The sequence below is a fragment of the Lishizhenia sp. genome (assembly GCF_057456495.1).
Window position 1 is genome coordinate 1 of record NZ_JBVCPV010000026.1, and the last position, 21,371, is coordinate 21,371.

Below are 21,371 nucleotides of genomic sequence, written 5' to 3' on the forward strand. Positions count from 1 at the left end.
GACACGAAGCTTTCTTTAGAAGAACTAAAGTTACTGAACAATCAGGTTAAAAATCGTGAGCGTCTCTTGCGCAACTTCGACAATCAAATTCGCTCTACCGAAGCTACCATAAAGGAGAAAACCCTTTCTATTGATGGTTTGAACGAGAGTATAGATAAGCTCAAAAACCAATACAAAGAACTTTTACTTTTTGCCTACAAGAGACGTAGCAAGTACGGTCAATTAATGTACATTTTTAGCTCGGAAACCATTGAAGAAGCTAAAAAACGCAAGCTGTATTTAGAAAAGTTAACTGAGGTTCAAAAGAAACAGCTTACCGTAATACATCAAAAGATGAATGCTTTACAATCTGACATTGAAGCCTTGGAAAAAGAGAAGGTGAAAAAGCTAGAATTGTTAGCGAAAAAGAAGGAAGAACGCGAAGCCATACTCTTGGCCAAACAACAACAAGAAACTGTATACCAGCAACTCAAAGCTGAGGAGGAAACTTTGCGTAAAAACTTGCACGACCAAGAATTAAAAAAATCGAAGTTACAAGCAAAAATTCAAGAAGCTATACGCAAAGAAATTGCTGCTGAACAAGCCCGATTGGAACGTATTAGAAAGGAGAAAGAGCGTTTGCGTAGAGCAGAAGAAGCCCGTAAAAAAGCTGAAGGTAATACAACTCCCGCTCCACTTCCAACAACCAAAGATGACTTAGATGAGAGTAATGGTTTTGATAAAAACAAGGGAAGATTACCATGGCCGGTAGAACGCGGTACGATCACTGAAAACTACGGTCGCAACCCTCACCCGACTTTAAACAATGTTTTTACCAATAACAATGGGGTAGATATAAGCTCTCCTAAAAATGCGCAAGTACGCGTAGTCTTTAAGGGTGAAGTTACCAGCGTATTTAGTATTTCTGGAGGTGGGAAAGTTGTGATTGTAAAACACGGCAATTATAGAACCGTTTATGCCAACTTACAGGAGGTATATGTTACCAAGGGTATGGAATTAGATGCAAAGCAAGTAATCGGATCTCTATTGCCTTCTAAAGACGGAGAACTATCTGTTGTTCACTTCGAGATTCATGTTATTACCGAAGGTGGTGTCGAAAGATTGAATCCTAACTTGTGGATTGCAAGATCTTAGCGTGATTCCAAGATTCAATAAATCAAGAATTCAAAATATTTATCCTCTGTTCTTACGGCATCTCGATAGTTCGACTTCGCTCACCTCAGCGCTCTCTCGATAACCTCGTTGAAGGATTAGGGGGTATACTTCCTACTCACACTCTAGACTATCTATCAGCCCGTGATTGTAGCGGCAGCTTTGCCTTGTGAAGGCTTAGTTCTGCTTTGCGCTTTTTAGCGACCACCGGAAGCTACAAATAAGCTTAGCAAAACTTAGGTGAACAAGGTAAACTACAGCGGAAAGCGCGATAAGGATGCCAAAACAGTATAGAGCAAAACTTTAGCGTACGGAGCATAAAAAAAGGAAGACCTATGGCCTTCCTTTACGTTATTTTGAGAATCTGTATTTGAAGATACAGTAGATGGCTCTGAAACCATCTTTCCAGCCTATCTTCTTCCCTTCTTCGTAAGTTCTACCGTAGTATGATATACCTACTTCATAGATTCTAATTTTCTTTATACGTGCCAATTTTGCGGTAATTTCTGGCTCAATACCAAATCTATTTTCTTTGATTTTGATGTTTTGCGCAATGGACGTTCTAATCAACTTGTAACACGTCTCCATGTCAGTTAAGTTCAAATTGGTCATCATGTTAGAAAGTCGCGTTAAAAACTTATTCCCAATTGAATGCCAAAAGAACAATATCCTGTGCGGTTGTGCTCCCACAAAACGAGAACCGTAAACCACATCCGCATTATCCATAAATACTGGCTTTAACAACAAGTTATATTCATGTGGATCATATTCCAAGTCCGCATCTTGTACAATGATATAATCTCCTGTAGCTTCTTGGATAGCGCGGTTAATGGCTGCTCCTTTGCCTTGGTTTCTATCTTGACTAAAAAAGCGAATGTCCATGTTAGGATTGCGCTCCATGTACTCTTCTATCTTCTGTACCGTTTTATCTTTGGAGCAATCGTTAACGATAACAATTTCCTTTTGAATATTATTGACCAATTCTACTTCTTGTACTTTATCAAGAATGATTTGAATGGTATTTTCCTCGTTGTAAGCAGGTATGAGTATGGATAATTTTTTCATTGATTAGTATTAAATGTTCATTTCAGGTACGTTGTCTGGCACTACTAGGTCGCCCTCAGTTGCCGCAATAATTTCTTCAACGCTAACACCAGGTGCTCTTTCTACCAAGTGGAATTGTCCGTCTTTAATCTCCAAAACAGCCAAGTTTGTTACCACCTTCTTAACACACCCAACACCCGTTAGAGGCAATGAACATTGTTTTAATATTTTAGACTCACCTTTTTTATTGGTATGCATCATGGCTACAATAATGTTTTCTGCAGAAGCCACTAAATCCATTGCTCCTCCCATTCCTTTCACCATTTTCCCTGGAATCTTCCAGTTTGCGATATCACCGTTTTGCGCTACTTCCATAGCACCTAAAACTGTTAACTGTACGTGTTGTCCACGTATCATTGCAAAAGAAGTAGCTGAATCAAAGAATACAGCACCCGGACGGGCAGTAATCGTTTGCTTACCCGCATTGATTAAATCTGCATCCTCTTCTCCTTCAAAAGGAAAAGGTCCCATTCCTAATATTCCATTTTCTGATTGGAATTCAACCTCTATATCTTCTGGGATGTAATTTGCCACCAAAGTTGGAATACCTATACCTAGGTTAACGTACCAACCATCTTGTAATTCTTGTGCAATTCTTTTTGCAATACCTGTTTTATCTAAAGCCATTTGTATCTAATTTTTTGAAGGTTGGAAATTATTTTTGACGTACCGTTCTTTGTTCAATTCTCTTTTCGAAAGCTTCACCTTTAAAGATGCGTTGAACAAAAATTCCTGGAGTATGAATCTCATTTGGATCTAACTCACCTGCAGGTACTAATTCTTCCACCTCTGCGATAGTTATTTTACCTGCCATAGCCATCATAGGATTGAAGTTACGCGCTGTTGCTTTGAACACCAAATTTCCTTCTGTATCTCCTTTCCAAGCTTTAACAATAGCAAAATCTGCCGTTAATGCTGTTTCTAAAATATGTGGTTTTCCATTGAATTCTCTCACTTCCTTACCTTCTGCTACCTCTGTACCGTATCCAGCAGGTGTAAAGAAAGCTGGAATACCGGCTCCTCCTGCTCTACAACGCTCTGCTAATGAACCTTGAGGAATTAAATCTACCTCTAGTTCACCTGATAACATCTGACGTTCGAACTCGTCGTTTTCTCCTACGTAAGAAGAAACCATTTTCTTGATTTGCTTCCCTTGTAACAATAATCCTAAACCAAAATCATCTACACCGGCATTGTTAGAAATACAGGTCAAATCCTTCACCCCCATTTTTACCAATTGTCCAATAGAGTTTTCTGGTATACCACACAAACCGAAACCACCCAACATCAGGGTCATTCCACTCTCTATGCCTTTGCAAGCATCTTCAACATTATTTACAACTTTGTTCATATCTTAAAATAAATCGGGCACCTCATCTGAATTACTAGATTCTCCTGGCCCATTATTGTTATTCTCGCCGCTACAATTATACACAGAATTTTGGTAATTGATAGGCATCTCAAAGTCCTCTTTAGAGATCTTAATTTTAGGGTCCTTGTACACCTTCTGCATATAATACCCATAAATAGGTAAAGCCATACGTGCACCTTGTCCCCATTGCATACTTCTAAAGTGTACACCTCTATCTTCTGCTCCAACCCATACACCCGTTGCTAGATCAGGTGTTAAGCCCATGAACCAACCATCAGAGTTATTTTGAGTTGTTCCCGTTTTACCCGCAGTTGGGTAAGTAATTCCTCCCCATGGCCAGTAAGAACCTCTTAAGCTAGCACCTGTACCTTTTTGCACCACATCTTTCATTAACGATAGTGTAGCGTACGCCAATTCTTCAGACATCGCTTCTTTTGAGTTTGGCTGTGCTTCATAGATGGTATTTCCATTTCTATCTTCTATCCTTAATAAAATAGTAGGTGCATTGTAAATTCCTTTATTAACAAAAGTTGCCTGAGCGGCTACCAACTCAAATAAAGATAAATCCATAACCCCCAAACACATGGCTGGAACTATATCTTCTTTACGTAAAGTAATATTTAGATCTTCCATTAATTTAGCCACTGCTTGTGGTCCGGCTGTACCTCCCATTTTAGACATTACTGCTACTGTAATATTGTTCATAGAGTTGGCAATACCATGACCAACCGTAATGGGCTCTCCTGTTAAATCAGCGCCTGAGTTTCCAGGACACCACGACTTCAACTTATCTGGATCACTAGTTTCAGTAACGTCTACACAATACGCGATGTTTGGAAAAGTTGTGCATTTGTTCACCACACCGAACCTCATCGCAGCAGAGTAAACAAAAGGTTTGATCGTAGAACCTACCTGACGCTTCCCTTGCTTTACGTGATCGTAAGCAAAGTGATTCAAATCAGTTCCTCCAACCCAAGCTTTCACAAAACCAGTTTGCGGCTGTATAGAAATCATCCCCGCTTGTAAAAAGTTTTTGTAGTAAAGTATACTGTCTAATGGACTCATCACCGTATCGATATCCCCTTTCCAAGAGAAGACGGTCATCTCAGTGGGTTCATTAAATTTCTTCACGATTTTATCATGTGAAAGGCCATTTGCTTTCAACATTTTGTAACGTTCAGAACGCTTCATGGCAGAATTCACTATTCTATCGATTTGATCTTCCGTTAAGCGATTAGAGAAAGGGAAATGTCTTGTTCTTTTATTGTTTTTAGTAAACTCTCTTTGCAGCGTTTCAGATAAGTGCTTGTGTACCGCATGTTCTGCGTGTTTCTGTAAATCCGCATTAATGGTAGTATAGATTTTCAAACCATCTTCGTAGATATTGAAAGGAGTACCATCTGCCTTTGCATAGATGTAATCTCCATTTTCATCCTTACTTCTCAATACATCCTGAACCTCTTTCCTTAAGGTTTCTCTAAAATAAGTAGCAATACCTTCTTTGTGGTCTACACGTTGGTAATCCGTTACTATATTTAAATTTTGAAGACTGTCTCTTTCCTCATCAGAATCAATGGTTGCTGTTAAGGCTTCATTTCCTTTTCTACTGTTTTTTCTCCACAAGTCTAAAACCGTATTACGTCTGTTCACAGCTCTCATTGAATCTTTCACAAATAAAGTTCTCGCTTGCTCATCTGTTACATTTCCCTCATCAATATTATTGTATCTCGCATATCGTTTTTTGTAGTTTCTAACATTGAAAGAGTGTGGGTTATACAGCGATGGATTCTTACACATCCCCACCAACATAGCTGCTTGTTCTTTGGTTAAATCTTTTGGTTTACAATCGAAATATACTTTAGAGGCAGAAGCAATACCCACCGCATTGTACAAGAAATCGAATTGGTTCAAGTACATGGTTATGATCTCTTCTTTGGTGTATTTCTCCTCCAAACGCAAGGCAATAATATTCTCTTGCACTTTTTCATACAAACGTCCTTCCAAACCACTCACTTCCCTTTTGCTCTCCTTTTCAGGATCATCGAGTAAAGCAGCAGCTCTTTCTTTGTCTCTCTGCGCCAATGTAAAAATCAACTTTGCCAATTGCTGAGAGATCGTAGATGCTCCTCCGGCTTTCCCCATATTTGCCAAAGCTCTTCCCACCGCTTTAGCGTCTATTCCAGAGTGCTCCTGATACCTCTCATCTTCCGTTGAGATCAAAGCTGAAATCACATAGGGTGAAATCTCATTATAGGTCACAGATGTTCGGTTAATTTTCCAAAACTTCCCCAAAGAAGTTTCTCCATCATCTGCTAAAATATCTGTCGCCAACAATTCTGGTGGATTTTCCAACATAGCCACCGAAGGAAGATCCTCCTCATCGGTTACAATATAACGCAGATAGAGTATACCTAAAAGCGGTAACATCGCACCTAACCAGATGATTAGGTAGATGAAAAGTTTTGTTTTAAACGTAAAGCTTTGTTTTTCTTTTTTTGCTTTTGCCATGGGAAATGTAATTACAGGATAAAAATAGTTATTTGTAAGGAAAGATATGGGTGAAGATGTAGGTGATTTATTATTTGTAATAAAAGGCCTGAATTATGAGAAGTCAACACCCTTTAAACCAAAAAAACCACGACTCTCGCCGTGGTTTCTTTTAATATTTTCTATTTGAAATTACTTTTTCTTCTTCAAGAAGTCTTTTACGTAATTTTCAATTGCCATAGTCATAGACGGTGCATTGGGCTGGGGCGCATGTAAATCCAACCTCAAGTTATTATCTACTATTGCTTTGGCCGTTGTTGGACCAAAGGCAGCAATCATGGTGTTATTTTGTTTAAAATCAGGGAAGTTCTTTAACAAGGACTCAATACCTGATGGTGAAAAGAACACCAACATGTCGTAAGTTACTGACTCCAAATCAGATAAGTCTGAACAAACTGTACGGTAAAGTACTGCTTTTTCAAAATCAATCTTATTCTCATTCAAAACAGTAGGAATCACGTCTCTTAAAATATCAGAACATGGCAACAAGAATTTCTCTTTCTTGTGCTTTTTGATAGCATCCATCAAGTCATGAATCGTAGTCTTACCATGGAAAATCTTTCTCTTCCTGTACGTAACGTACTTTTGTAAGTAGTAAGCAACGGCTTCAGAAATACAGAAATACTTCATGCTATCTGGCACTTCATATCTCATTTCTTCCGCTATTCTAAAGTAATGGTCAACCGCTGTTTTTGATGTTAAAATTACTGCAGTAAAATCTTGTAAGTTTACCCTTTGGTTTCTGAACTCGTTCTTCTCGACACCTTCGACATGTATAAACGGACGAAAATCTATCTTCAGTTTATACTTTTCCGCCAAGTCAAAATAAGGAGACTTGTCGTTCTCAGGCTTTGGCTGCGATACTAGTATGGTTTTTACGCTCAAAATCTGTAGTTATTATAGTTTTATACTTCTTTACACTCCCTCCATTTCACCCCCTAACGCTCTCATTAAAGCGAGGATGGGTAAAATTTCCAGCGTGCAAAGGTATAAAATAATATAATACCATTCAAAATTCTGTCGAAATGCAATCACAAAACCGCGAAATACTTTATAGAACTGAAACACAAGAATCAAGGCGATAAAAATCCAGTGATAAATAGAGTTTGTTCCTTCATTTAAAACCCAAATCAACAAGAAAGGAATTAGGGCAATTCCCAGCATTTGATGCACCAGCGTATAACTTCTAAAAGAGTGAAAAAAGCGCTTGAGGTTACCAGTGACAAAACCTGTTAAAAACAACGCCAACATTTGCAGTACAAAATAAATCGCCAGCGCAAAACTTAACACTTTGTTAAAATTAAAATGCTCCAAAAACAAGTAAAGCCCTAAACTGATGACCACAAAGTAATTCAACAGTAAAAGCCAACCGCCATCTTTCAAAGTATTCCATCCCTCTTTTTCAAGCATAAACATGCTTTTCACAGAAACGAACGCAAAAGAAAAATTTCCAAATATTTCAGCATTGATAATTTTAGCTACCGATAGGATGAGCAAACTTCCGCACAATACATAATAAACAAAAGTGGGAACACTACTCGATCGCTCCGTGAGGTTATAAACTTGCTCGCTCGCCCATGAATTTTGAGCAAGTAATGTTAAAATTAAAAAAAGAAGTCTTTTTCGTAACATAGAGTATTGAGCTTTCACAAAAATAGAAGCAATCTTTAAATCACTTGGCTAAAGAACTTAAAAAATCTAGATATTTCGCTAATTTTGTGGCGATTCTAAAATAAAATAAAATCAGATGGCAACAGATCTATATACACATCCAGATTACTTTAACATGGATGACTTGCTTACAGATGAACACAAATTAATCCGTGACGCAGCTCGTGCTTGGGTAAAGAAAGAAGTTTCTCCTATCATTGATGAGCACTACGAGAATGCAACTTTCCCTATGCACATTTTAAGTGGATTGGGAGAAATTGGAGCTTTCGGTCCTTACATTCCAGCACAATATGGTGGACCTGAATTAGACCAAATTTCTTACGGTTTAATCATGCAAGAGTTAGAGCGTTGTGATTCAGGTCTTCGTTCTACAGCTTCAGTTCAAAGTTCATTGGTAATGTACCCAATTTGGAAATTTGGATCTGAAGAGCAAAAGATGAAGTACTTACCAAAGTTGGCTACTGGAGAAATGATTGGATGTTTCGGTTTAACGGAACCAGATCACGGATCTAACCCAGGAGGTATGATTTCTAACTTTAAGGACATGGGAGACCACTACTTATTGAATGGAGCTAAAATGTGGATTTCTAATGCACCTTTTGCTGACATCGCAGTAGTTTGGGCCAAAAACGAAGAAGGAAGAATTCACGGATTGGTAGTAGAAAGAGGAATGGAAGGTTTCTCTACGCCAGAAATGCACGGTAAACTTTCTTTAAGAGCTTCTGCAACGGGAGAATTAATCTTCGAAAACGTAAAAGTTCCAAAAGAAAACTTATTACCAGGTAAAAGCGGATTAGGAGCACCATTAGCGTGTTTAGATTCTGCACGTTTCGGTATCGCATGGGGTGCTTTAGGTGCTGCTATGGATTGTTACGATCAAGCATTGAGATACTCAAAAGAAAGAACACAGTTTAATGTACCTATCGGGTCTTTCCAGTTGATTCAAAAGAAATTGGCAGAAATGATTACCGAAATCACCAAAGCTCAGTTATTGACATTCCGTTTAGGGCAGTTAAGAAACGAAGGAAAGGCTACTTCAGCACAAATCTCTATGGCGAAGCGTAACAACGTTGAAATCGCCTTGAACATTGCGCGTGAAGCACGTCAAATCCACGGTGGTATGGGTATTACTTCTGAATACTCTATGATGCGTCACATGGCCAACTTAGAATCAGTAGTTACTTACGAAGGAACACACGATATCCACTTGTTAATTACAGGTATGGATGTTACGGGAATTCCAGCATTCACAAGAGAAATGCCAGACTTAAACAAATAAGTCAACACATAAAAATTGCAAAGGGATCTCCATTCGAGGTCCCTTTCTTTTTGCATTCTATTTTTCTTTGGGCTGCCTTCACGGGCTTTCCATTGCTACTCTCCCCAAGGAACTTGGGGACGGGATATCCATTCCCATCCCTGGCAGATTTTAATCCTTACTAATGTATCACCACTACATGTGTTGTATCCGCTCCACTCATCTCCATCCACTTTCTTCTACCCGCATCGTTCAATTCTCGCCAAAATAAGTCAAAGCCATAAGGAGAAGTTGCACTGTAGCCATTCACACTCTTCAAACCATGTTCTTGTGTAGCCAACATAGCATCTAACTGATAGAAAATTGCAGGCTCCGTTAAACTATCGGGTTGATAAGCCACAACTGCATTTTTATCTAAATTTTCCAATTGCTTACTCACCTTCATCACTCTATCTTGTGCCTCTTGTTTAGCAAAAGTTACAGCTTCTACATTTACCTGATAATTGTCCAAACCTAACACTAACAAGAGGATGCCAAACACCCACCACTTTCGCGTATATTTCCTCCAATAATACAACACGCCCACTAGCGCCATACCGGCAAAAAGTAGTTGTACGTTTATCATCCTATCTAAACTTCTTAAAGCTCCAAAACCAGGCAAATCCATCAACAGTGTATACAAGCTGAAATCCCCCCATTTCATAAAGAAAATTAAACTTAAAAAAGCTGTAATTACAAAAGGGAATACCTCACCCCTTAAAACAAGCCTACGAAAATCTGATTTTAGTAAAAGGAAAAAACAGGTGCAAATACTAAGCAATGCTATTCCTCCGATAAACAAGGTCTGGGTGTATGCCCATTCCCAATCATCACCTACCCCAGACAAAACACCCCATAAGAAGGCATCATCCGTACTATAGAAATAAGAACCTAACCGAGGTACCGTAGCCATAATCCTATCCTGGGTATAGGGTATACTAAATTCTGCTCTGCGCATGTAAGGAACCATCAGTTTCAACATCGCTAATACACCCATGATCAGATTCACACCTACAAATAACAGCGACTTCCAACGCTGTAACAATTGCAGATAATTCTTCCAATAAAAAGGCAAACTGCAAAGGATGTAGCTAACACCAACAAACAAGGCAAAAAAGCCTAAATAGATACCGCACCAAAACTGCCACACTAACATCCAAACACCCGCTACCAAACTTAATCCTTTCCCTTTTTTATGAAAATTGTAGAAAAACAACAACATCAATGGAATCGCAAAACGCGGCATAGTTTGCACATGGTACATTTGCGAAAACAACACAAGAGAGAAGGCGTAAACAAACGCACCCAATGCACTCCCAACAGTTGTTCTGCTCATCCTAAAAAACAAGAGGTAAGCCGCAATAAAGTTCAGGGTAGTTACAACCAGTATCCAAAACTGAAAGGCTCCTTCTCTGCTCCAACCTATCATCCTAGCAAAACTATAAATAGGCGATGCACCCAATAAATTATCTGAATAAGCGATGGTTTCTAAAGCTGGGAAAAAGAAACCTGCATTCCAATACTCTGTCCATTGTCCCGAAGTAAACTGATAGGCATGTTCTAATAAAAACATGTTAAAACGTGCATCTCCTAAATCTCCCGGAATACGAGAAAAATCCCACCCCATAACTCTAAACTGAACCAAGAAAAGTCCGAGAATCAATGTAAGTAAAGGATAAAAAAACTGTGTTTTTTGCAATTTATTCATGTGATATAGCGTGTAGGAAACTAAAGTAGTATTTGTTTCTTATTTTTGGCTTTCAATTTCCATCTGATATATATTCAACATAGAAAAACGTGGTTTTTAGTAGTATTCTATTTCTTTTTTATTTCCTCCCCCTATTTCTACTGATATACCACCTCGTTCCTCAAGGATTAAAAAACTGGGTCATCCTTTTTGCAAGTATTATTTTCTATACTTGGGGAGCGCCTAGCTTTATTTTTATTTTGTTGGGTTCAACGTTGGTCGACTTCTTCATAGTGCGTCAACTGGCCAAGGAACCCCATAACTCAAAACGAAAAGCATTACTGATCTCTTCTTTAGTCCTCAACTTAGGACTTCTCGCTTATTTTAAATACGCCAATTTCTTTGTAGAAAATGTAAATGCATTTTTCCAACAAATGGGTTGGCAAACATTGCATTGGACGCAAGTTGCACTACCGATAGGAATTTCTTTTTACACCTTTCAAACCATCACCTATGCAGTTGATGTATACAGAGGAGTACATCCACCGCTGAAAAAAATTCAAGATTATTTTCTTTACATCCTTTCTTTCCCGCAAATGATAGCAGGACCCATTGTGCGTTTCAATACCGTGGCAGATCAAATCATTGCACGTAAAGAATCTTATGAGGACAAACTGCAAGGACTCTACCGTTTCTCCATTGGTTTGGCGAAAAAAACGCTCCTTGCTAATCCTTTAGGTGCACAAGCCGATCTAATTTTAAACAACATTGAAAATATGGATACTCCAGCCGCATGGGTGGGTATTTTGGCTTACACCTTCCAAATTTATTTTGATTTCTCTGGGTATTCAGATATGGCAATTGGACTTGGAAAAATAATGGGCTTCACCTTCCCAGAAAATTTCAACTCTCCCTATTTATCCAAAAGTATCAGCGAATTTTGGAGAAGGTGGCACATCACCCTAGGTGATTTTATGCGCAACTACCTCTACATTCCCTTAGGCGGAAATCGTGTCAAAACAAAGTCGCGTTTATATTTCAATTTATGGTTTGTTTTCCTCCTCTCTGGACTATGGCACGGAGCATCTTGGAATTTTGTGATATGGGGAGCATACCATGGTTGTTTTCTAATTTTGGAACGGCTGTTTTTACAAAACTTTCTGGAAAAGGCTGGCCCTCTATTTGCCAATATCTTTACCTTCTTCCTCGTCGTGATGGGATGGGTTATTTTCAGAGTAGAAAGCAGTGAAGAACTCCTTTTATATTTCCAAAAACTCTACAGCTTCGAGAGCACCAATACCTTAAGTTTATCCCGTGAATTTATTACCGTACTTGCTCTTGCCATCTTCTTTAGTGTGTTTACGGTTTGGAATAAAGGCAAGCAGTTGGAGCATTATTTATATTTCAAAAAAACACATAAAAACAAGCAACATCTCTTACTAATGGCAAGTGCCATGTTTCTTTTGCTCATTTCGGTTTCATCCGTAGCAAGTTCAGATTTTAACCCTTTCATTTATTTTAAATTTTAAGCAATGAAGGCTGTTAAAAAGAATTTACACCAACTACTTTTCTTCCTTTTTATAGGTATAATGTTGCTCCCGCTTTCTAATAATTTATTTAAAGGGAAAGAAATCAAAGGCCTTAAAGGCTACTACGAAAAACAAGAGGCGCCCACCTTTTCAATGGACAATTGGTTTGCGGGTACTTTTCAGGATACCTTAGACAAGCATATCAATGATAACTTCGGCTATCGATCTCTTTTCGTTAGGACTTTCAACCAAATTAACTTTTCTCTCTTTGAAAAAATAAGTGTTCAGAATGTAATCATTGGGAAGGATAATTACCTCTATGAGGAAAACTATATAAACAGCTACTTTGGATTAGATTTCATTGGTCAAGATAGCATTCAAGAAAAGGTCATTAAATTAAAGCAAATACAAGACACTCTAAAGAAATTGGGCACTGACCTAATTGTAGTTTTGGCGCCAGGTAAAGGGAGTTATTTCCCCGAGTATTTCCCTGAAGAATATACTTCTTTAGAGGTCGGCGCTACCAATTACGAGTATTACCTCAAACATCTCCAAGAACAACAACTTCCCTTGATAAATTTCAAAGCTTGGTTTTTGGCACAAAAAGACAGCTCTGAACATGCACTTTTCCCCAAGACGGGAGTTCATTGGAGTAAATATGCCGAGTTGAAGGTGGCGGATTCTTTAATACAATTTATTGCCGATATGAAAGGAATCACACATCCTCCTAGGATCAACATTACTGCCATAACAAAAAGTTCAGAGGCATGGGATACAGATGATGATATAGAGCAATCTATGAATCTTTTACTCGACATTCCAGATTTAATGATGAGTTACCCTTCCTACACTTACGATATTCCAGACAGCAGTGCCCGACCAAAAGTCATCACCGTTGCCGATAGTTATTACTGGGGCTTATACAACCTTGGACTTTCACATAAAGCTTTTAATAATAGCCCTTTCTGGTACTACAACCAAAAAGCATTCGCTGGAAATTATGAGCAAGCAATAGATATCTCGGAGCTACAAATACAAAAAGAAGTTGAAAGTTCTGATGTCATCATCCTACTTTCTACAGACGCAAATCTATACCGTTTTGCTTTTGGATGGATAGATCAGATGTACGCTATATATTATCCCTAAAAAAGGGCTCCCATTACTGAAAGCCCTAATCATGTTTCTATCTAATTTTATTAATGTGCTCCGTGCAAGTTCTCAAACAATGCTGGAATATTAGTCGCAAAAAGCTTGATGGCAATCGCCAATAATATAATCCCGAAAACCTTCTTTAAGATGGCTATACCTCCGGGTCCTAACAACTTCTCAATTCTCTTGGTTAATACCAGTACTATGTATACCAGGAGTATATTCACAATAATGGCCAATGCAATATTGATGAACGAATATTCCGCTTGAAGTGAAATTATAGTTGTCATAGATCCTGCTCCAGCGATGATTGGAAAAGCAAGCGGTACGATGCTCGCCATTCTACCTCCATGACCATCATCCTTGAACAATTCAATTCCCATGATCATTTCAACAGCCATGGCAAAAAGAATGAGGGAACCGGCAACGGCGAAGGACCTTACACCAACACCAAAAACACCCAAGATTCCTTCCCCTACAATTAAAAAGGCCAACATGATACCCAAAGACACCAAAGATGCTTTAATAGGATTCACTTCATTTTTTTCCTTAATCTTAATAATAAGCGGAATGGATCCTACGATATCAATAACGGCAAACAATACCATGAAGGCTTTCAAAAAGCCGTTGAAACTAAACTCTAAAAAGAAATCTATCATCACTTAATTTTAAGCACCTCCTGTTCTACCACGAATGGAAAGTATGCGTGTTCTAATATCTGCACTTTGCGTTGTACAGCTGCTAAATCATCCGTCTCCTCTAATTTTGTGCGCAATTGAGCTATAATTCTGCCCTCGTCAAAATTCTCGTTCACATAGTGTATGGTAATACCTGTTTCCTTCTCCTTGTTCGCTAAAACAGCCAAATGTACCTTCTCACCATAAAAGTTTTTACCTCCATACTTCGGCAACAAACTTGGATGAATATTAATAATACGCTCTGGAAAATGTTGAATAAACTTAGCGGGTATTTTTCTTAAGTAACCTGCAAGTACTATAAAGTCTGCCGATGCACAAAGCTCAAGTAGAAAATCACTATCTGCTGCTTGTTCGTTACTGATCAAAGTAGATTCAATACCAAATTTTTCCGCTCGCTCAAATACTTTAGCTCCTTCTTTGTTACAAACCATTCTACTCATTTCAACTTGGTCAGACTCTTTAAAATAGCTAAATAATTTCTCAGCATTGGTTCCTCCACCTGATGCAAAAACGAAGACTTTAATTTTTTTCATGGGGCAAAGTTATGAACATTCAACGTATTTATTCTTATTTTTTGGCCACAGATTTATTCTCTGTTTATTTATATATGGCAAACCAAGATAAAGATAAATACCCTACTGTTCCTTATGAAAGTCAGGACTTGAACGAAAGTGAAATGCTCAACAAATCAAAAGAATTTTTCACATTTATGGATCAGCGCAGATCGGTAAGAGATTTCGCAGATACACCCGTACCTAAGGAAGTAGTTGAGAATATTATCATGACCGCAAGTACCGCACCTTCGGGAGCGCACAAACAACCCTGGACCTTTTGTTTAATCTCGAATAAAGAACTAAAAAGTGAAATCCGTAAACTAGCAGAAGAGGAGGAATACAAATCCTACAATGGTCGCATGAAGGAAGAATGGTTGAAAGACCTTGCCCCTTTGGGTACCGACTGGCAGAAAGAATTCATAGAAATTGTTCCTTGGATTATTGTAGTTATGAAAAAACCTTACGATATTGTAGACGGTAAAAAAAAGAACAATTATTATGTTAATGAATCTGTAGGTTTGGCCGCAGGTTTTTTATTGGCTGCAATTCATAATGCAGGATTAGTATCATTGACACATACTCCAAGTCCAATGAATTTTTTAATCAAGGCATTGAACAGACCAGAGAATGAAAGACCCTTCCTACTAATCCCAGTAGGATACCCTAAAAAAGGGGCGCGAGTTCCAGACTTAAAAAGGAAAGCGAAGCGTGAAATAATTCAATATTATGAATAAAAATTTTGTTTTATAAAGTTTTACTTTTTTCTTTGCGGTCGAATTAACCCTTTAAAAAGTTAAAGAAATGTCTGATATCAATTCAAAAGTAGTAGCAATTATCGTAGATAAATTAGGTGTTGAAGAAAGCGAAGTAAACGCTGAAGCATCTTTCACAAACGATTTAGGAGCAGATTCTTTGGATACTGTAGAATTAATTATGGAATTCGAAAAAGAATTTAACATTGCTATTCCAGATGATCAAGCAGAGAACATCCAAACTGTTGGAGACGCTGTTACATACATCACAGAAAACGCAAAGTAATTTTTAAACCATCACTTACGTAAAATTTGTTTTATGGAGCTTAAGAGAGTTGTTGTTACAGGATTGGGTGCCCTTACCCCAATAGGAAATACAGTTGAAGAGTATTGGACTGGATTAATTAGTGGAAAAAGCGGTGCGGCTCAAATTCAACAATTTGATGCTTCAAAATTCAAGACGAATTTTGCTTGTGAGGTAAAAAACTTTACCGTTACCGATCATTTAGATCGTAAAGAAGCCAGAAAATTAGATCAATTTTCACAATATGCCATGGTTTCTGCAACGGAAGCCATGGCTGATTCTGGTTTGGACACTGCAGAGTGTAACAAAGACAGAATCGGAGTTATTTGGGGTTCAGGAATTGGAGGTTTAAAAACTTTCCAAGACGAAGCTCAAAACTTCTTCTCAGGAGATGGCACTCCTAGATTTAACCCTTTCTTCATCCCGAAAATGATTGCTGATATCGCTGCAGGGCATATCTCAATTAAATATGGTTTACGCGGACCAAACTACGTAACAGTTTCGGCTTGTGCTTCTTCTACAAACGCTATCATTGATGCATTCAATTTGATCCGTTTAGGAAAAGCAGACGCTATCGTAACTGGTGGTTCTGAGGCAGCAGTAAACGAAATGGGAATGGGTGGATTCAACGCATTGAAAGCGCTTAGTACACGTAACGACTCTCCTGAAACGGCTTCACGTCCGTTCGACAAAGACAGAGACGGATTTGTATTGGGTGAAGGTTCTGGTGCATTGATTCTTGAAGATTACGATCACGCCATGAAAAGAGGTGCTAAAATCTACGCTGAATTAGTAGGTGGAGGTATGTCTGGAGATGCGTACCACATGACAGCTCCACATCCAGAAGGAATTGGTGCGAGAAACGTGATGTTATCTGCTTTGGAAGATGCACACATGGACGCTACAGAAATCGATTACGTTAACGTACACGGTACTTCTACTCCATTGGGTGATATCGCTGAAACAAAAGCGATTAAAGCAGTATTTGGTGATCACGCATACAATTTGAACATCAGTTCTACAAAATCAATGACAGGTCACCTTTTAGGTGCTGCTGGAGCCATTGAAGCTATTGCGTGTATCTTAGCAGTTAAGAATGACATTGTTCCTCCAACGATCAACCACGTTACGGATGATCCTGAGATTGACAACAAGTTAAATTTCACCTTCAACGAAGCTCAAAAGAGAACTGTGAACGCTGCGCTATCTAACACATTTGGATTTGGTGGTCACAACACATCTGCGATCTTCAAAAAATTCAAAGGATAGGATTGCTACGACGATTTTTTCAATTTCGATCTTCAACCAAAAGTAAACAGGATCTTATACTCATTCGCTTTATTATAGAGCGCTTTGGATATAGGCCTAAAAAACTACGTCTTTTCAAAGAAGCATTAACGCATAAATCCATTGCAAATACTTCTAAGAAATTACGATCAAATGAGCGTCTAGAGTTTTTAGGGGATGCGATTTTTGATGCCATAGTTGCTGATTATCTCTTTGAGAAATTTCCGAAAGAAGACGAAGGTTATCTTACCAAGATTAAGTCAAAGGTGGTAAACCGTAAATCACTTTCTGCCATTGCTGCTGAGATTGGTTTAATCGAACACATTATCTACCAAAAGGGCCGTACCATTAAAGTAAGTACGCTAGAAGGTAATGCTTTGGAAGCCATCTTCGGGGCCATTTATTTAGACGGTGGATATCAAGCTGTTTACAAGACTGTAAAATATCATGTATTTAGGAAATACACAGACCTAAACAACCTTCTCGAAGAAGAAATTGATTTCAAATCTAAGCTCTACATATGGGCGCAAAAGAATAAACTTCCGCTTGACTTCAAAGTGTTGAAGGAAGAAAACTTGGGACATAAATGGAATTACCAAGTTGAGGTTGTGATTCAAAACAAATCTTTTGGAATGGGTTCTGGTAGCTCTAAAAAAGTAGCAGAACAAGCTGCTTCCAAAGAGACCTTATTGTTGATGGGGGAAATCTAATCCCTTCTACATTCTGACCTACTTCTTATTTGTTATTATTGTTACCTTTACTTTACAGTGAATAAATATGGCTAAACATTTACTTACTTTAGAGTCAGACTACGATTACGACCTTATTGGAATCTGCAGTCACCACAGTGATTATAGATTGTGTTGGAGTTTAAACGAGGCTTTAAAACTCGGACTCAAAAAAGCAGATGAAGATTTTAGTGTATCCAATAAAAAAGGACTTACCGTTAGTAGTCACTCCTTCTATGAATACATAGACGAAGTAGAGAACACGGAATACTACTTAATAAAGAACAAAAGCGAAGGCAAATTCCTCATGCCTGAGAAACAACAAATAGACTACTTTCTTGTTATACGAGAAAATGTCAGTGTGGATATTGATGATTTGGTAACACAAATCAAAGCAATATCAACTATATTAACCGCGGTGATTTTTGACCCCGAGGAACTCAAATCAGCCGACAAATTAATTTTTTAAGATGAAAAGAACGAAAATAGTTGCTACTATAGGTCCATCATCAGCTCCTAAAAAGATGCTGAAAAAAATGATAGAAGCAGGACTAAACGTAGCCCGTTTAAATTTTTCTCATGGTTCACACGAAGACCATTTGGAAGTAATAAAAACTGTTCGTGAAATCAACAAAGAACTAGGATCTAATGTCGCTCTATTGGCCGACTTACAAGGTCCAAAGATTAGAGTAAGAGAAGTTGAGAACAATGCTATACAATTAGTTAATGGAAAAGAAATAGAAATCTGTACAGATAAAGATCACGTAGGGACTTCTGAACGTATTGCCATTAACTACGAACAATTACCGAAAGACGTTAAACAGGGTGAACTTATCTTATTGGATGATGGTAAACTTCAAATAGAAGTAATTTCTTCTGATGGTAAAATCATTAAGGCAAAAGTTGTTCATGGTGGAACATTATCTTCTAAAAAAGGAGTGAACCTACCACAAACAAAAATCTCAATGCCTTCATTAACGAAAAAAGACAGAGAAGATTTAGAATTTGCCCTGGCGCACAATGTAGATTGGATTGGACTTTCTTTCGTAAGATCAGCAAGAGACATCATTGAATTAAAACATTTAATTTCTTCACAGCATAACTCAGCAAAAGTGATTGCTAAAATTGAAAAACCAGAGGCTGTAGAAGATTTAGATGAAATCGTTAAGCAAAGTGATGCTTTGATGGTAGCACGTGGAGATTTAGGAGTTGAAATTCCTATGCAAGATGTTCCATTGGTTCAAAAGCTCATCATCCAAAAAGGTTACCAACACGCCAAACCTGTAATTGTTGCTACACAAATGATGGAATCTATGATAGAGAACATCACACCAACACGTGCAGAGGTAAACGACGTTGCCAATGCTGTTTTAGATGGTGCCGATGCAGTAATGCTTTCTGGTGAAACTTCTGTAGGTAAATTTCCACTTGAGGTGATCGAAGCCATGAGCAAAATTGTTACAAAAGTTGAAAGTTTTGAAGGTATCTACCACAAAGAGGAATTGCCAGAGAAGAACCAAGAAAGATTCATTTCTGATAGTATTTGTTTCAACGCAGTTCGTTTAGCGCAACGAGTAGAAGCTGATGCCATCGTAACTATGTCATTTTCGGGTTATACAGCCTACAAAATCGCCTCACAGCGACCAAAGGCTAACATCTTTGTATTTACAAGCAACAAGGCCATTCTAACGCAGTTAAACTTGGTCTGGGGAGTACATGCATTCTACTATGATAAAATGGTAAGTACAGACCACACAATTGCGGATATCAAATACTTATTGAAAAAAGAAAACAGATTACAACAAGGCGAATTAATGATCAACATTACTTCTATTCCTATCGAAGAAAAAGGAAGATCGAATATGTTGAAATTAAGCTATGTTGAATAGTAAATTATCCAATTCAAAAAAAGCCACAGTATTGTGGCTTTTTTTATGACCAACAAATCCAAACCAGCGAAGACCTACTCCAGAAATCAACAATTTTTGAAATCGATAAAGATTAAATCAAGAACTTCTGTTATTTTAGAGAAACCATTTTAACGCTTCTTACTTCTTTCAGAAATAACGAAGAAGGAAGTAACTCAAACTATAAACCAGAATTATGCACTTCTTTTTGGACATTCTGAATATAGAAAGTTCAACGTCTTTCGAAACTGTCAATGAAATATTAGGATATGATCTTTTGAGTTCTGTTGAGAACTACAGTTTAAAAATCATTGATATAGGTGTAATTCTAATCATATTCGCAATCACATTGGTTCTCCTTAAGCTAATTAGAAGAATCATAGAGAAACCGCCGAAGAAAACCTTAGCCCAAGAAGAGTTTAAACGCAGACACTCTATTTACCTTTTGGTCAAGTATTTTGTTTGGGTCATCAGTATCGTTATCATGCTAGACTCTGTTGGAATTAAAGTATCTGTGCTTCTAGCAGGTTCCGCCGCACTATTGGTGGGTGTTGGTATGGGACTTCAAAATATTTTCTCTGACTTTGTATCAGGAGTATTTCTTCTTTTTGAAGGTACCATTAAAGTGAAAGAAATTATAGAAGTTGATGGAATCATTGGTCAGGTAGAAGAAATAAACCTGAGAAACTCAAAACTGATTACACGCGAGAATGTAACGATCATTATTCCAAACTCGAAATTCGTTACCGAAAAAGTAATCAACTGGAGCCACAACCATGGAAGTGTTCGTTTTATGGTCGACATAGGCGTGGCATATGGCTCTGATGTAGAAGAAGTTATTGACATTCTAGAACAATGCATGTCAACAATGAACGAAATTGAAAAGAACCCAAAACCCTTTGTACGTTTTAAAAACTTTGGAGATTCCTCTCTGGATTTTGAGTTGATTTTCTGGACAAGACAAGCATTTACAGTTGATAACCTAAAAAGTAACTTGCGCATAGAAATCTATAAAAGCTTAGCTAAAAACAACATTTCAATACCTTTCCCGCAGAGAGATTTGCATATAATAGAGAAAAAAGAAAACTAAAAAGCATTTCCAACCAATACCTTCAGCGCTTTAATAGTTTTCTTCTACCTAAAAATTAATCTCCTTCGCAATTCTCTCCCCTTTCCCCTATTATTTCTTAAATAAGCTACATCTACAAGGGCTTAAAAAATTCTATTTCAAGGCATGAAAACTTACTTCATGTGAACATTTTTGAAGCTTGTCCTTTTACAATCTTACACGAATATTTACTACGAACTTACGAATAACAATCTACCGCGTTATTGGTCACGCATAGCAGTTGCTCATCAATAACCCCATGATTCATAGTCATTAACGGATTACCTTTGCCGTTAAAAAAAAAGCAAAAGTACTCCGGAAATTCAGACAAGGAGACTGTTACTACTGAGGTTTTGAATTTCATTCGATACCCATTATACATTTTAAACTGTTTATTCTATGAATACGATTAACAAACAAAGAATAGGAGTTGACTTAGCCATTAAATCAGTTTTTATTATTGTGTTGTTATTGCTACAATCTGTGGCATTTTCTCAAACTGTTATTGATAGCGTAGTTGTAACA

General features: G+C 37.8%; 20 protein-coding genes. 11 read left to right on the plus strand and 9 right to left on the minus strand.

The genetic code is table 11. The features are described from left to right. On the plus strand, positions 1–1,134 hold a 1,134-nt coding region (locus AC22ZQ_RS03295; RefSeq protein ID WP_318957175.1), incomplete at its 5' end, for a murein hydrolase activator EnvC family protein. 369 nt (positions 1,135–1,503) lie between these two features. On the opposite strand, the gene AC22ZQ_RS03300 is transcribed toward AC22ZQ_RS03295, so the two are convergent. The 6 genes from AC22ZQ_RS03300 to AC22ZQ_RS03325 all read right to left on the minus strand — a co-directional run bounded on the left by AC22ZQ_RS03300 (position 1,504) and on the right by AC22ZQ_RS03325 (position 7,807). After that, positions 1,504–2,217: a glycosyltransferase family 2 protein gene (locus tag AC22ZQ_RS03300; RefSeq protein ID WP_318957177.1), complete on the minus strand. Its 714-nt coding sequence runs from the start codon at positions 2,215–2,217 to the stop codon at positions 1,504–1,506. A gap of 9 nt (positions 2,218–2,226) precedes the next feature. Continuing rightward, positions 2,227–2,883 (minus strand): CoA transferase subunit B, encoded by a 657-nt coding sequence (locus AC22ZQ_RS03305; protein WP_318957179.1) that lies wholly within the window; start codon positions 2,881–2,883, stop codon positions 2,227–2,229. A 28-nt stretch (positions 2,884–2,911) separates the two neighbouring features. Further along, on the minus strand, positions 2,912–3,607 hold the full coding sequence (locus AC22ZQ_RS03310) for a CoA transferase subunit A (protein ID WP_318957180.1): 696 nt from the start codon (positions 3,605–3,607) through the stop codon (positions 2,912–2,914). Positions 3,608–3,610: 3 nt separating this feature from the next. Then, positions 3,611–6,136: a transglycosylase domain-containing protein gene (locus AC22ZQ_RS03315; RefSeq protein WP_318957181.1), complete on the minus strand. Its 2,526-nt coding sequence runs from the start codon at positions 6,134–6,136 to the stop codon at positions 3,611–3,613. 171 nt (positions 6,137–6,307) lie between these two features. After that, complete coding sequence (locus AC22ZQ_RS03320) at positions 6,308–7,060, minus strand: uroporphyrinogen-III synthase (protein ID WP_318957183.1); 753 nt, start codon at positions 7,058–7,060, stop codon at positions 6,308–6,310. Positions 7,061–7,090: 30 nt separating this feature from the next. Beyond that, complete coding sequence (locus AC22ZQ_RS03325) at positions 7,091–7,807, minus strand: DUF4271 domain-containing protein (RefSeq protein WP_318957184.1); 717 nt, start codon at positions 7,805–7,807, stop codon at positions 7,091–7,093. 115 nt (positions 7,808–7,922) lie between these two features. Here AC22ZQ_RS03325 and AC22ZQ_RS03330 point away from each other — a divergent pair, with 115 nt between their 5' ends. Further along, entirely contained in the window at positions 7,923–9,125 is a 1,203-nt protein-coding gene (locus tag AC22ZQ_RS03330) for an acyl-CoA dehydrogenase family protein (protein ID WP_318957186.1), read from the plus strand. A gap of 160 nt (positions 9,126–9,285) precedes the next feature. Here the strand turns inward: AC22ZQ_RS03330 and AC22ZQ_RS03335 are convergent, their stop codons facing one another. After that, positions 9,286–10,851: a hypothetical protein gene (locus AC22ZQ_RS03335; protein WP_318957187.1), complete on the minus strand. Its 1,566-nt coding sequence runs from the start codon at positions 10,849–10,851 to the stop codon at positions 9,286–9,288. Positions 10,852–11,093: 242 nt separating this feature from the next. Between AC22ZQ_RS03335 and AC22ZQ_RS03340 the strand changes: the two genes are divergently transcribed. Then, complete coding sequence (locus AC22ZQ_RS03340) at positions 11,094–12,359, plus strand: MBOAT family O-acyltransferase (protein ID WP_318957188.1); 1,266 nt, start codon at positions 11,094–11,096, stop codon at positions 12,357–12,359. A gap of 3 nt (positions 12,360–12,362) precedes the next feature. Continuing rightward, entirely contained in the window at positions 12,363–13,505 is a 1,143-nt protein-coding gene (locus AC22ZQ_RS03345) for an alginate O-acetyltransferase AlgX-related protein (RefSeq protein ID WP_318957190.1), read from the plus strand. 50 nt (positions 13,506–13,555) lie between these two features. Here the strand turns inward: AC22ZQ_RS03345 and AC22ZQ_RS03350 are convergent, their stop codons facing one another. Together AC22ZQ_RS03350 and purN are read right to left on the minus strand one after the other, a co-directional pair. Continuing rightward, on the minus strand, positions 13,556–14,167 hold the full coding sequence (locus AC22ZQ_RS03350; RefSeq protein ID WP_318957191.1) for a MarC family protein: 612 nt from the start codon (positions 14,165–14,167) through the stop codon (positions 13,556–13,558). Continuing rightward, entirely contained in the window at positions 14,167–14,739 is a 573-nt protein-coding gene (gene purN, locus AC22ZQ_RS03355; protein ID WP_318957193.1) for a phosphoribosylglycinamide formyltransferase, read from the minus strand. The genes AC22ZQ_RS03350 and purN overlap by 1 nt, the downstream gene beginning before the upstream one ends. A gap of 11 nt (positions 14,740–14,750) precedes the next feature. Here purN and AC22ZQ_RS03360 point away from each other — a divergent pair, with 11 nt between their 5' ends. The 7 genes from AC22ZQ_RS03360 to AC22ZQ_RS03390 all read left to right on the plus strand — a co-directional run bounded on the left by AC22ZQ_RS03360 (position 14,751) and on the right by AC22ZQ_RS03390 (position 20,828). Beyond that, entirely contained in the window at positions 14,751–15,494 is a 744-nt protein-coding gene (locus AC22ZQ_RS03360; protein WP_318957194.1) for a nitroreductase family protein, read from the plus strand. A gap of 67 nt (positions 15,495–15,561) precedes the next feature. After that, positions 15,562–15,798, plus strand: a complete 237-nt coding sequence (locus tag AC22ZQ_RS03365; protein WP_090247749.1) for an acyl carrier protein — start codon at positions 15,562–15,564, stop codon at positions 15,796–15,798. Positions 15,799–15,831: 33 nt separating this feature from the next. Beyond that, positions 15,832–17,085: a beta-ketoacyl-ACP synthase II gene (gene fabF, locus AC22ZQ_RS03370; protein WP_318957196.1), complete on the plus strand. Its 1,254-nt coding sequence runs from the start codon at positions 15,832–15,834 to the stop codon at positions 17,083–17,085. A 2-nt stretch (positions 17,086–17,087) separates the two neighbouring features. Continuing rightward, a complete protein-coding gene (gene rnc, locus AC22ZQ_RS03375; RefSeq protein ID WP_318957197.1) occupies positions 17,088–17,813 on the plus strand; it encodes a ribonuclease III in 726 nt (241 codons plus the stop codon). A gap of 67 nt (positions 17,814–17,880) precedes the next feature. After that, complete coding sequence (locus AC22ZQ_RS03380; protein WP_318957198.1) at positions 17,881–18,300, plus strand: IPExxxVDY family protein; 420 nt, start codon at positions 17,881–17,883, stop codon at positions 18,298–18,300. A 1-nt stretch (position 18,301) separates the two neighbouring features. Beyond that, entirely contained in the window at positions 18,302–19,720 is a 1,419-nt protein-coding gene (gene pyk / locus AC22ZQ_RS03385; protein WP_318957199.1) for a pyruvate kinase, read from the plus strand. 214 nt (positions 19,721–19,934) lie between these two features. Then, a complete protein-coding gene (locus AC22ZQ_RS03390; RefSeq protein ID WP_318957201.1) occupies positions 19,935–20,828 on the plus strand; it encodes a mechanosensitive ion channel family protein in 894 nt (297 codons plus the stop codon). Positions 20,829–21,371: the final 543 nt, after the last annotated feature.

Coding starts and splice junctions, on each gene's coding strand:
- AC22ZQ_RS03300 (WP_318957177.1), bottom strand. CDS start 2,217: ATGAAAAAATTATCCATACTCATACCTGCTTACAACGAGGAAAATACC.
- AC22ZQ_RS03360 (WP_318957194.1), top strand. CDS start 14,751: ATGAACATTCAACGTATTTATTCTTATTTTTTGGCCACAGATTTATTC.
- purN (WP_318957193.1), bottom strand. CDS start 14,739: ATGAAAAAAATTAAAGTCTTCGTTTTTGCATCAGGTGGAGGAACCAAT.
- AC22ZQ_RS03335 (WP_318957187.1), bottom strand. CDS start 10,851: ATGAATAAATTGCAAAAAACACAGTTTTTTTATCCTTTACTTACATTG.
- fabF (WP_318957196.1), top strand. CDS start 15,832: ATGGAGCTTAAGAGAGTTGTTGTTACAGGATTGGGTGCCCTTACCCCA.
- AC22ZQ_RS03350 (WP_318957191.1), bottom strand. CDS start 14,167: ATGATAGATTTCTTTTTAGAGTTTAGTTTCAACGGCTTTTTGAAAGCC.
- AC22ZQ_RS03310 (WP_318957180.1), bottom strand. CDS start 3,607: ATGAACAAAGTTGTAAATAATGTTGAAGATGCTTGCAAAGGCATAGAG.
- AC22ZQ_RS03390 (WP_318957201.1), top strand. CDS start 19,935: ATGCACTTCTTTTTGGACATTCTGAATATAGAAAGTTCAACGTCTTTC.
- AC22ZQ_RS03365 (WP_090247749.1), top strand. CDS start 15,562: ATGTCTGATATCAATTCAAAAGTAGTAGCAATTATCGTAGATAAATTA.
- AC22ZQ_RS03330 (WP_318957186.1), top strand. CDS start 7,923: ATGGCAACAGATCTATATACACATCCAGATTACTTTAACATGGATGAC.
- AC22ZQ_RS03380 (WP_318957198.1), top strand. CDS start 17,881: ATGGCTAAACATTTACTTACTTTAGAGTCAGACTACGATTACGACCTT.
- AC22ZQ_RS03325 (WP_318957184.1), bottom strand. CDS start 7,807: ATGTTACGAAAAAGACTTCTTTTTTTAATTTTAACATTACTTGCTCAA.
- AC22ZQ_RS03305 (WP_318957179.1), bottom strand. CDS start 2,883: ATGGCTTTAGATAAAACAGGTATTGCAAAAAGAATTGCACAAGAATTA.
- AC22ZQ_RS03345 (WP_318957190.1), top strand. CDS start 12,363: ATGAAGGCTGTTAAAAAGAATTTACACCAACTACTTTTCTTCCTTTTT.
- AC22ZQ_RS03315 (WP_318957181.1), bottom strand. CDS start 6,136: ATGGCAAAAGCAAAAAAAGAAAAACAAAGCTTTACGTTTAAAACAAAA.
- pyk (WP_318957199.1), top strand. CDS start 18,302: ATGAAAAGAACGAAAATAGTTGCTACTATAGGTCCATCATCAGCTCCT.